This is a genomic window from Acinetobacter sp. ANC_7588, assembly GCF_056783995.1.
Window position 1 is genome coordinate 60934 of record NZ_JBWYIU010000014.1, and the last position, 11759, is coordinate 72692.

Sequence of the window (11759 nt, forward strand, 5' to 3'; positions counted from 1 at the left end):
AAAAGAGATGCTTTTAGCATCTCTTTTTTTTATTATTTATGCAATCATTCTAACCATTTAATTAATTCATCCCAAGCAAGTTCATATAAGCGTTTTGAACGAGTGACAATAAAATCACTTGTCCAAGGTTTAGTCATGTTTCCTAGAGTAACCAAGTTAGGCATATATTTTTGAGCGGCTAGTAGATCTTTAGTCAAATCACCGAATCTAATGTTATTAATACTTGCTGCTTCATTTAATACTCTTGCTGCCTCATTATGATCTTGTGCACCGACAACTTTATAGAAAATACGCTTTTCTGCCCAAATCCTATTACCTAGAGATGAGTTTAAATCATGTGAAATGAGTACAAGGTTACCTAAAGTGTCCTTAAGTTCTCCATTTTCATAAATACGTATATCCCATGAGCCATTATTCGATTGTGGAGCAATATGTTCTAAAGATAGGTTTCGGTCATCGATATAACTATCTATATCTAAGCATGGGTTAGAAGAGGTTCTACCTTTAACTAATAAGCCTTCATAGGCTGAATCTATAACTGCATCATGATGAGCCGCAAGTAATAGGAGTTTTGCAACTTTTTTAGCACTACTATAAATAGGTAAGTGACTCGATATTGATACAAAATTATCTTTATCAATTAATTTACCTTTTCTGTTGAGATCTAGCAGTCTTGATTTGAGTTCTGCCTTGAAAAGATTAATATTAATAATCTGATCATTCATATAAATTTTTGCGAGTTTAGGTAGCCCTGAAGGCATATCATCCTTACTTAAAAACTCACGGTATTCATTGTCAATACCACCAGTACCACGACGGGATGCACGCCAGAGTGTGCTAAAAGCTACCATTGCTTTAAGCGCATCTTCAAAATCTTTGAATCGAGCTATCTTCTCTTCATCACTCTGAGCATCCAAAATTTGGCTATAAAATAGTGTAAGAATAGGAATTACGATTGTGTGATTAATATCTTTAAAGAACTTGAGACCTAGTTTACTTGTAGGTGAGAGCTGCATAGAGCCAAATACTTTAGAAAGATCACTATAAGAGTCCGATTCCCAGATATATTTCTTAAAATTTGCGCAATGGCTTAACATTTTGATAAATGTCAGTTGATTAGCTGTCTCTTCGAAAGCTGTTTTTAGCTCACTACGTTGCTCAGCGAGGCGTCCTGAAATACGTAGGCCAGAGTAGGAGCTAAAGAAATGGATGAGTAATTCTTTTGTGGCTTTTTGAAGTTCTGGTCCAACGGAAAAAACACAAAGGTATTCAGCGACCTGATCCATTAGAGATTTCTCTTGAGAAGTCTCATAATTTGCTAAACCGACAGCATTAACCACACGAGGTTTAAATGTTTCAAATGCTGTTAGTGGCTCACCTGTAGTATTAAGTGATTCAAAAATAGTAAAGGCATAATCTTCATTTTTACCTTTTACTACGGTTAGTACTACACGATGTAAGACGTACCGTGCATAAAACACTAGAATACATAACTTATCGAAGAATTCTTTTTCATTTGAAGGCAAGTTAAGAATATTAGGAACAGGAGCTAAGTGATTTAATAACCCTTCTTGCAATAAGTCAGAAGCATAGATGTCACTGATGTCTGGAATTTCTTCAATTTCATCGAGAGTTGTACTGCGATTACTGATTAAGCTTTTGAAAATTTTCATGAGTTGGGTGAAGCGATCCACAATAGCTTCTTCACCTTCCATGCTGTTATTTCGTTTAACAGGCTTGTATTCAACTATTTCGTAATCAGCTTTATCAATCTCAGTAATATAGTTAAAGATCAGATTAGCAATTGGTGAGTCATATTTACGTGTTGCTGTACCTTTAGACCATTGATCATCAATTGAACGAATCATTCGTGGATATAAAGGTGATTTACCGAAAGAATATTTTTCATAAAAAGTTTCTGCCAAAGCTGACAGAGCTTCACGCGTTTGTCCATCAAGCCATTCTATTGCTGTAACGTGACTTTCTAATTCACTTAAAGAAGTATCTGAATCTGGTGAATTACTTAATTTTTCGTATTCAGCAGTAATGCTTTTGGTTTTTTTCAAAAATTGTTTATGGGCAAGATTTAGAGAGTTGTGCAAGGCAATACAAACTAGCAGTAGAGTGGTCATACGTTGTTGACCATCAATTACGGTAAGTACTTTGCTGGGTACATCGGCTCTAACTATTGGCTGTACTGTTGAGTTGTTAATGTCATGAATCGTGATAACTGTTCCGAGAAATGTAAAGCTATCATCAGACTTAACGAGCATTTTGAAACCATGGCTAATGTCTTCAATTAGTCTACTGACTTTGTCTTTATCCCAACTATAAGGTCTTTGATATGAAGGAATATATAATCCCAGTCCTCTATCTGCGAGTAACTCCATAGGAGATTTAGATATTGCTTCAAAAATTGTTTTAGGATCTACAGCCATTATTCCCTCTAAATATAGGTTTTTTTTAGAATTGACCAATCATACAAAGAATATGTTTCTGTTCCAAAAGAAATTTTTATAATTATTAATGAATTTTAATTTTTGAGATGTTTTGTTAGGCGCGATCCTGATCTAGGATCATGCATCTAGAATGGCTAGCTGATAATTTGATAAATAAAATCGTGAGATTAGAAGAGAAGCTTATAGTTGGAGTATGGATTGGTAATTTTTGGGTAATTTGGCTTTGAAGGTTAGACATTAAGTCCTTCTTATATATCTAAATTTAAGAGCCAGTTAAATTTCTACCACCTCAGAGTTTTTCTAAAGTTGTATAAGTAATCCTTCTCATCTTAACCAATTCAGTTAAGATTTATCCACGCTATAAATATAATATTATTCATTACATTTATAGAGCTAATTTTTTTTTCAATATGCGGCCTTTAATTCAGATCCTTTCGTGATCATTTACAAGATTACTTAGAAAATATTTATATATTTATCATGGTTTTTAGTGTTTTTATATACAAACTAAGGAATGGCTGCTGCAAGTAAATGAGGTAATAGATGGAGTTAAAGCAGTTAAAATATTTTGTCTCAATTATTGAATCAGGAAGTTTAGGGAAGGCCTCTCAAAAACTTGATGTTGGAACTTCTGCCCTAAGTCAGCAAATTGCTAAACTCGAAGATGAATTATCGACACGTTTATTGCAGAGAACATCCACAGGTGTTACACCCACACCTTCAGGCTTGGCATTTTTTAAACAGGCTCAATTGGTATTACGTCATACGGAGTATGCAATTGAAGCCGCACATTCATCTCGGTTGACTGGTCATGTGAGTGTAGGTTTTTCACCGAGTATTGCGTCTGTAATCGGTATTCCATTTATGCAATTGATGTCAGAGCGTTATCCTGATATCAAAATTCATTTAGTTGAAAGTCTCTCAGGTAATCTCACCAATCTTGTGAACTCAAGACAGCTCGATATCGCCATTATTTTTACCCAAGATGTCGATGTCAATTGGGCTGTTCAACCGTTATTAAAAGAACAAATGTTTTTAATGGCAAACCGGTCTTTACTACAGGAATATGGATTTGAGCATTGTATTCAAGAGGGACAAATTGATTTAGACCAAGTCAATCGATTACCCCTCGTATTGCCAAGCCAGCGACACGGTTTACGTAAGTTTTTAGATCAAAAAGTGGAATTATTAGATGTCAATCATGAAGTCGATGGTCTGCATTTACTCATGAACTGTGTTAGTCAGTTAAATATGGCAACCATTCAACCCGTCAGTGCACATTTTGACTACTTAAAAACTGACATGTGTTTATTACAAGTCGTAGAGCCAAAACTTGAACGTATTAATTATTTAATCAGCCATGCCGAAGACGAGCTTTCACCAGCAAGTTTAGCGACCAAAGTTGCAATTAAAAGTACTGTTAAGCATTTAATTCATACTGGACTATGGCCAAGTGCAGAATTATTAGACTTTTAGCCTATTTAATTTTATTAAACACCTGTTTAAATTCTGCCTATCACGGCTCTTCATCGTTTTAGTCTTAAATTACATCAAATTCGAGAGGGAAGACATCGAATGCATGATGTAATTGTGATAGGCGGTGGGAATGCCGCTTTGTGTGCTGCACTGACAGCGAGAGAGGAAGGTGCATCTGTTCTACTATTGGAAGCTGCACCCAAAGAATGGCGTGGGGGAAACTCGCAACACACTCGTAACTTACGTTGTATGCATGACGCACCACAAGATGTTTTAGTGGATGCATATCCTGAGGAAGAGTATTGGCAGGATTTGCTTAAAGTCACTGCGGGTAAGACCAATGAACATTTGGCACGTTTGGTGATTCGTAGCACGGCAACATGTCGCGATTGGATGCGTAAACATGGCGTAAATTTCCAACCTCCCTTGTCTGGAGCATTGCATGTTGCACGAACTAATGCCTTCTTTATGGGCGGTGGTAAAGCCCTAGTCAATGCGTATTTCCGTAGTGCTCAAAACATGGGTGTTGAAATTCGCTATAACACCAAGATCGTAGATTTAGACATTGAAAATGGCATCTTTAAAGCCGCGATCGCTGAAGATGGTACGCGTTTTGAAGGGAAATCTTGTGTCTTGGCTGCAGGTGGTTTTGAGTCAAACCGCGAGTGGCTTAAAGAAGCATGGGGCCAAAATGAAAATGGTGAATGGCCAGCAGATAACTTCATTATTCGTGGTACGCGCTTTAACCAAGGTAACTTGCTGAAGTTAATGATCGATCGTGGTGTAGATATTATTGGTGATCCTTCACAATCACACTGTGTTGCTGTCGATGCACGTGCACCTTTATATGATGGTGGGATTTGTACCCGTATTGACTGCGTGTCCTTAGGGATTGTAGTCAATAAAAATGCAGAACGCTTTTATGATGAGGGCGAGGACTTCTGGCCAAAACGTTATGCGATTTGGGGGCGTCTTGTAGCCAAACAACCGAATCAAATTGCTTATTCAATTATTGACTCAAAATCTGTAGGTCGCTTCATGCCACCTGTATTTGAAGGCACGAAGGCAGACACCATTGAAGAGTTAGCGCATAAACTGAATTTAGATGTCGCAACCTTAAGTCAAACGGTACAGGACTATAACCAGGCCTGTGTCAAAGGTGAGTTCAATCATACCGTTTTAGACAACTGCCATACCGAAAACCTTTCACCTGCCAAAACCCATTGGGCTATCCCGTTGAATCAACCTCCTTTCTATGCGTATGCAGTGCGTCCGGGAATTACTTTTACCTATTTAGGCTTAAAAGTTGAAGATGATGCCGCAGTACGCTTTAACGACAAACCAAGTCCAAATCTATATGTGGCAGGCGAAATGATGGCCGGTAACGTCTTGGGGCAAGGTTATACCGCAGGGGTTGGTATGTCGATTGGAACGACATTTGGTCGTATTGCAGGGAAAAATGCGGCGAAAGCTGCATTGAAGCAGGGAGTTTAAACATGAATACCAAGGTAAATAATTTTATTCCTGTGGTGCAACTGACCGAGAATGAAGAGCAAGTCAAACAAGCCTTACAAATTTGTAATGCATGTCGTTACTGTGAAACTTTCTGTGCTGTATTCCCTGCCATGACTAAGCGTCTTGAGTTTACGCAAGCCGATATTCATTATATGGCAAACCTTTGTCATAACTGTGGCGCATGCTTACATGCCTGCCAATATGCACCACCGCATGAATTTGGTGTGAATATTCCACAAGCCATGGCGCAAGTTCGTTTAGAAACCTATCAAGAATTTGCTGTACCTGCAGCATTTGGTGCTATTTATAAGAAAACAGGCATTCCATTGGTGTCAACCATGTCCGTGCTTTTCTTCTTATTGATGTTGGCTGGCGTATGGATGAATGGCACCGATTTATTTGGTCGTTACCAAGGCGATTTCTACGCCATTTTCCCGCATAACTTCTTAGCGGTGCTATTTGGCTCTGTTTTTATGTTGGCATTTGTATTACTCGGTATGGGTGTGGTGAAGTTCTGGCGTCAAACATCCAAAATTATCCCAGAAGGTGTGGCACAGCCAGATATTTTACAAGCTTCAAAAAATGTACTGACGCTCAAATATTTAGATGGTGGTCATGGCAAAGGTTGTAATGAAGAAGATGATCGATATACCAAAATCCGTCGTGTTTATCATCATTTTACCATGTACGGCTTCTTACTATGTTTCGCAGCGACCAGTGTTGCGACGCTTTACCACTACTTCTTAGGTCTTCAAGCACCTTACGCCTATACCAGCTTACCTGTCATTTTAGGAACCTTAGGCGGGATTGGACTCATTATTGGTCCTGTAGGATTGCTTTATTTGAACATTAAACGTCATCCCTTACATGGTGATGCGAAGCAAAAACCCATGGATCGTGGCTTTATTTTCCTATTGTTGCTGATCAGTGTCACCGGTTTATTGCTCCTTGCCTTCCGTGACACTGCAGCAATGGCATTACTTTTGATTGTTCATTTAGCAACGGTGATGACTTTCTTCTTAACAATTCCTTTCGGCAAATTTGCACATGGCTTCTACCGTAGTGCTGCATTGTTGAAATTTGCAGTAGAGGAGCGCATTGCCAAACATAAATTGAAATAAGACCCCAAGCCTCGTGATGACTGAAACAGTCCACGATGGCGTTAGGTAAAGGTGGAAACATATTCACGGATAATTAAGCAATAAGGATAGTTTGCTATGAAAAAAATGAAATGGTTAGCACTTGCGTGCACAGGCGCTGTTTTGGTGGGTTGTGGCACAGGTAATGCATCGAAAGAACCGGGTCAGCCGAAGCGTGCAGAATGTATTGCGCCAGCGAAACCAGGTGGTGGTTTTGATATGACCTGTAAGTTAATTCAGTCAGGCTTTAAAGAAACTGGAGTGATGACAGATCCCATTCGTGTGACCTATATGCCGGGTGGTGTAGGGGCAGTAGCTTACAACAAAATTGTCAATAATGACCCAGCCAATAATAATGCCGTGATTGCATTTTCAACCGGTTCATTGTTGAACTTGGCACAAGGCAAGTTCGGTAACTTCACTGAAAAAGATGTGAAATGGTTGTCTGGCGTTGCAGTCGACTACGGCTTAGTGGCTGTACATAAAGACTCTCCTCTCAAAACTCTAGAAGACTTAATGAAAGCGTTGAAGAATGATCCGAAGAGATTAAGCTTTGGTGGTGCGGGTAGTGTCGGTGGTCAAGACTGGATGCAAACAGCGATTTTAGCCAAAAAAGCGGGTGTAAACCCATCTGATATGAGCTTTGTGGCACTTGAAGGTGGAGGTGAGGTTTTAACTTCGCTTCTCGGTCAGCACATTCAGGTCGGTGTCGGAAATGTCAGCGAAGTCGGTCCACATTTACAGTCAGGATCGATTCGTGTATTGGCAGTCTTTGCTAAAGAGCGTTTGGAAGGAAAGTTTTCAAATTTACCAACTGCAATTGAGCAAGGTTATGACCTTGAATGGCCTGTGATTCGTGGTTTCTATATGGGTCCTAAGGTCAGTGATGATGCGTACAACTGGTGGAAAAATGCCTTTGATCTAATGATGGCAAATGAGAAGTTCGATGCGGTACGCGAAAATCAAGATTTATTGCCATTTGAAATGACCGGTGAAGAAATTCAGGCTTATGTCTATAAGCAAACCAATGAAATGCGTCAATTATCTGAAGAATACAAATTATCAAAATAACAAACAGACTGAGTGAGGACGAATGTTTTCACTCAGTTTTTGTTTAGAGGGAAGATGATGAAATCTGAACGCATTCTTACAGCCATCATTGCCGTAATCGGATTGGGATTGTTGATCTATGCTTTGAACTTCGAAGCGCCAATTTCTTATGATCCTGTTGGGCCAAAAGCCTTTCCAATTCTGTTGATGGGCTTAATCACTTTCAGTGCTTTTTACTTGACGGTTCGTCCAGCCATTATGTTTGAACCAGTTGAACTCGGTTGGACCAAACACTTAGTCGGCAAATTACTCCTGTGTGTCGTGGCGCTAACCTGCTATGCCGCGGTCTTTGAACTTCTCGGGTTTATTGGTGCAACATTGTTGTTAACCATCGCAATGGGTCGTTTATTTAACGGGAAAATGATCCCGATTGCGATTACCAGTGTTGTTTTAAGTTTTAGTACCTACTACCTGTTTGACCGTGTGTTAGACGTACCTTTGCCACTCGGGCTATTTGGTTAAGGATGACGACCCTATGGAAATTTTAAATTTTTTAATGATGGGTTTTGAGGTTGCATTACAACCGAAAAACTTATTAATTGCCTTTATTGGTGCATTTATTGGCACGATTGTCGGTCTATTGCCTGGCTTAGGTCCAATTAACGGTGTGGCAATCCTTTTACCATTTGCCTATGCCTTGGGTTTACCCGTAGATAGCGCACTGATTCTATTGGCTGCGGTGTATTTGGGCTGTGAGTATGGTGGTCGTATTTCTGCAATTTTGCTAAATGTGCCTGGTGATGCGGGCGCGATCATGACCACTTTAGATGGTTATCCGATGGCGCAACAAGGTAAAGCAGGCATTGCATTATCATTATCTTCCGTCAGTTCCTTTATTGGTAGTACCATCGCCTTTATTGGGATCGTGTTGTTTGCGCCATTATTGGCGAAGTGGGCAATTTCTTTCGGCCCTGCTGAATACTTTGTACTCATGGTCTTTGCGATTGTGTGTTTAACCGGTTTAGTTAGCACACAACCTGTGAAAACATTTCTTATGGCGTTGTTAGGTTTAGGCTTATCAACTGTAGGTATGGATGCGATTACAGGGGTTTACCGCTTTACCTTTGATAGCGTTGGCTTAAGTGATGGTATTGCATTTACCACACTCGTGATTGGTTTATTCAGTGTTAGTGAAATCTTATTATTACTTGAACGTACAGCGATTGGTAAAGTTGCGCTTAAACAAGGCAAACGTTCATTATTCAACATCAAAGAATTTTTCAGTGCACTCGCGACGATTATTCGTGGTTCATTCATTGGTTTCTTCTCAGGGATTTTACCAGGTGCAGGTGCAACAGTTGCCAGCGCAATGGCATATACCACTGAACGTAAAATTGCGAAAGACAACAGCCAATTTGGTAAAGGTGATTTACGTGGTTTAGCAGCACCGGAAAGTGCCAACAATGCTGCAGCATGTGGTTCATTCGTTCCAATGCTGACGTTAGGGGTTCCTGGTTCGGGTACAACTGCGGTGATGATGGGTGCATTATTAATGTACAACATTGCACCAGGTCCACAATTATTCACAGAACAACCGACATTGGTTTGGGCACTGATCGCATCATTGATGGTGGGTAACATCATCCTCTTGGTATTGAACTTACCATTGGTGGGTTTCTTTGCAAAAATGTTGAGCGTACCAAGTTATATCTTGATTCCAATTATCGCAACGGTCAGCTTCATTGGTGTTTACGCAATTCATAGCAATGTCTTCGATCTATTACTCTGCTTAGGTTTGGGCGTATGTGGTTATATCTTACGTAAGTTTGATTTCCCACTTGCACCTTTAATTCTTGGTTTTGTATTGGGTGAGTTGATGGAATCGAACTTGCGCCGTGCATTGTCCATTTCTCAAGGTGAACTCAGCATCTTATGGAGCAGTGGTATAAGTATGGGACTTTGGATCATGTCTGCATTGTTACTCATCCTTCCATTCGTACGTAAGTACTTATTTATCAAAAAACAAAAATCAATCTAATCCAAACATGATGGTCAACTATGCGTTGACCATCATTGGTGAAGAGTATGAAAAATATAATGTTCAATGCCAAAGGATTGGCAATTGCCTTTGTAGGTGCATGGCTTGCGGTATGGGTAAATCTCCCACTGCCATGGCTGCTTGGGCCCTTACTGATCACGCTGCTGATCGGAAGTTTTGGTATTTCAAATCCATGTCATCCACGTTGGCGTAAGACAGGGCAGGTCATTATTGGCATGGTGCTCGGTCTTTATTTTACTCCTGCATTGGTCAATGCCTTGTCTATGTACTGGCTGTTTATTGTATTCGGCATTTTGTGGTCAATGGTGCTGAGCCTCGCATTAGCAACCCTTCAATACAAATTCAATCACCTTGACTGGTCGACGGCATGGTTTGCCTCTGCAATTGGCAGTGCTAGTGAAATGATCAACATTGCAGAGAAGCATCAAGCACAAGTCGATAAAGTCACCGCTACGCACAGTTTAAGAATTGTGATTTTGGTCGTCTTGGTCCCGATCTTTATGGGGCTGTATTTAGACGTGACGTGGTCTGTACCGACGTTGGCAGTCACCAATGCATCCATTGTGGCTACCGTTTTATTATTTTTACTCGCCATCATTACAGCTAAAGTATTTGATGTGTTCAATGTACTGAATGCTTGGATTTTAGGTCCGCTATTTTTAATAGGCATGCTGTCTTACTTTGGTGTGATTCAGCATAGCTTTCCGAATTGGTTTATCGCATTTGGTCAATTGTGTATTGGCTGGTCTTTGGGCAGCAAATTCCCATTTAGCTTTTTAAAAGACAATCAGCGGTTTTTAGTGTTGACCTTGATGTTTAATTTTTTGGCTTTGGTGCTGTCCATTTTATTGGTGTTTGCACTGATCCAGTTTGTGTCTGTAGACGAAAAGGTATTGTTACTCGGACTCTCCCCGGGCGGCATTGCAGAAATGTCACTGATGGCAAAAGTGTTAGGACTTTCAGTCCCGATTATTGTGGCCTTCCAACTTTCGCGACTCATTTTTGTGATTCTCACCACCCGTTATTTTTATCGTTTAAGTCAAAGATTATTTTTTTAGATATTGCTTGGATGAAAGCAGTGGAGCAACAATGAATAGCAGTGTTTATGAAAGAATTTCGTATGCAGATCGTCTGCATCGGGTCAAACAAGATGGCTTATTTTTAAAATTTATTCAAAACCAAGATAAACTGATTTGTTTTGAAGCCATTAAAAACAACCCACGTGCTTTGAAATACGCACACCATCAAAATGAAGAGATGTGCCTACATGCGGTTTCAAACTGCGGCGACCTCATTAAATACGTACATGAAAGAACAGAACGTATTTGCTTGGCCGCTTTAAAAAATGAAGGTTTGGCAATTCGTTATATTGATGTACCAACTTTAGACATGTGTATGACCGCAGTCGCACAAAATGGATTTGCGCTGAAATATGTACATCAACAAACCGAGCAACTCTGTGTATTGGCGGTAAAAAATAATCCTTATGCCATTCGTTATGTGAAAGATAAAACAGAAGACATCTGCTTGATAGCAGTTAAAAATGACGGCAAAACCCTAGCGTATATACATCAACAAACAGAACGGATATGTGAAAAAGCGATTCAGTCACACGCAGAAGCGATTCGCTATGTCCAACAGCCAAGTCTGGCGATGCTCAAATACGCCATTAAAAAAAGACCGTATGTCATTCAATACATTGACGAAGCAAATAAAGAATTATGGAAATATGCGATTCAGCAAAACACGTCAGTGATCAAATTTTTAAAACATGCCAATGAAACGCTTTTGGCTTATGCCATTCAGCTTAACCCGACCTCAATTAAATATATTCAAGATCCAGCTGATTCATTATGCAAACTTGCCATTTCATTGGATTATGAAGCGATTGCGGTTTTGAAACAACCTAAAGAAAGCTTGTGCCTATTTGCTTTGTCTAAATCCAAAGATGCGATTCATTTTATTCGAAAAAAATATTAAAACGACAACATTAGAAATCAATTTATGGACATGTATGGAGGAGCAATTTAAACACACATTTTTTATGCAATAAGGATATGA

The 11759-nt window shown here is 39.6% G+C and carries 9 protein-coding genes; 8 read left to right on the forward strand and 1 reads right to left on the reverse strand.

Annotated features, from left to right (window positions below):
- Positions 1 to 44: 44 nt before the first annotated feature.
- Positions 45 to 2438: a DUF262 domain-containing protein gene (locus AC1M9J_RS13025; RefSeq protein WP_481952449.1), complete on the reverse strand. Its 2394-nt coding sequence runs from the start codon at positions 2436 to 2438 to the stop codon at positions 45 to 47.
- Between the two features lie 564 nt (positions 2439 to 3002).
- Here AC1M9J_RS13025 and AC1M9J_RS13030 point away from each other — a divergent pair.
- The 8 genes from AC1M9J_RS13030 to AC1M9J_RS13065 all read left to right on the forward strand — a co-directional run bounded on the left by AC1M9J_RS13030 (position 3003) and on the right by AC1M9J_RS13065 (position 11678).
- The gene (locus tag AC1M9J_RS13030) at positions 3003 to 3935 is read left to right on the forward strand and encodes a LysR family transcriptional regulator (RefSeq protein WP_481952450.1); all 933 of its coding nucleotides are present in this window, start codon (positions 3003 to 3005) and stop codon (positions 3933 to 3935) included.
- Between the two features lie 99 nt (positions 3936 to 4034).
- On the forward strand, positions 4035 to 5429 hold the full coding sequence (tcuA, locus tag AC1M9J_RS13035) for an FAD-dependent tricarballylate dehydrogenase TcuA (protein ID WP_481952451.1): 1395 nt from the start codon (positions 4035 to 4037) through the stop codon (positions 5427 to 5429).
- 2 nt (positions 5430 to 5431) lie between these two features.
- Positions 5432 to 6571, forward strand: a complete 1140-nt coding sequence (gene tcuB, locus AC1M9J_RS13040; RefSeq protein ID WP_481952452.1) for a tricarballylate utilization 4Fe-4S protein TcuB — start codon at positions 5432 to 5434, stop codon at positions 6569 to 6571.
- 96 nt (positions 6572 to 6667) lie between these two features.
- Complete coding sequence (locus AC1M9J_RS13045) at positions 6668 to 7660, forward strand: Bug family tripartite tricarboxylate transporter substrate binding protein (protein ID WP_481952453.1); 993 nt, start codon at positions 6668 to 6670, stop codon at positions 7658 to 7660.
- A gap of 54 nt (positions 7661 to 7714) precedes the next feature.
- Positions 7715 to 8161, forward strand: coding sequence for a tripartite tricarboxylate transporter TctB family protein (locus AC1M9J_RS13050; protein WP_481952454.1), 447 nt, complete (start codon positions 7715 to 7717; stop codon positions 8159 to 8161).
- 13 nt (positions 8162 to 8174) lie between these two features.
- A complete protein-coding gene (locus AC1M9J_RS13055; protein WP_481952455.1) occupies positions 8175 to 9677 on the forward strand; it encodes a tripartite tricarboxylate transporter permease in 1503 nt (500 codons plus the stop codon).
- A 47-nt stretch (positions 9678 to 9724) separates the two neighbouring features.
- Entirely contained in the window at positions 9725 to 10756 is a 1032-nt protein-coding gene (locus AC1M9J_RS13060; protein ID WP_481952456.1) for an AbrB family transcriptional regulator, read from the forward strand.
- A gap of 31 nt (positions 10757 to 10787) precedes the next feature.
- Entirely contained in the window at positions 10788 to 11678 is an 891-nt protein-coding gene (locus AC1M9J_RS13065; protein WP_481952457.1) for a DUF4116 domain-containing protein, read from the forward strand.
- Positions 11679 to 11759: the final 81 nt, after the last annotated feature.

Excerpts from the sequence above, each read along its gene's own strand:
- AC1M9J_RS13025 (WP_481952449.1), bottom strand. The coding sequence starts at position 2,438 with ATGGCTGTAGATCCTAAAACAATTTTTGAAGCAATATCTAAATCTCCT.
- AC1M9J_RS13030 (WP_481952450.1), top strand. The coding sequence starts at position 3,003 with ATGGAGTTAAAGCAGTTAAAATATTTTGTCTCAATTATTGAATCAGGA.
- tcuA (WP_481952451.1), top strand. The coding sequence starts at position 4,035 with ATGCATGATGTAATTGTGATAGGCGGTGGGAATGCCGCTTTGTGTGCT.
- tcuB (WP_481952452.1), top strand. The coding sequence starts at position 5,432 with ATGAATACCAAGGTAAATAATTTTATTCCTGTGGTGCAACTGACCGAG.
- AC1M9J_RS13045 (WP_481952453.1), top strand. The coding sequence starts at position 6,668 with ATGAAAAAAATGAAATGGTTAGCACTTGCGTGCACAGGCGCTGTTTTG.
- AC1M9J_RS13050 (WP_481952454.1), top strand. The coding sequence starts at position 7,715 with ATGATGAAATCTGAACGCATTCTTACAGCCATCATTGCCGTAATCGGA.
- AC1M9J_RS13055 (WP_481952455.1), top strand. The coding sequence starts at position 8,175 with ATGGAAATTTTAAATTTTTTAATGATGGGTTTTGAGGTTGCATTACAA.
- AC1M9J_RS13060 (WP_481952456.1), top strand. The coding sequence starts at position 9,725 with ATGAAAAATATAATGTTCAATGCCAAAGGATTGGCAATTGCCTTTGTA.
- AC1M9J_RS13065 (WP_481952457.1), top strand. The coding sequence starts at position 10,788 with ATGAATAGCAGTGTTTATGAAAGAATTTCGTATGCAGATCGTCTGCAT.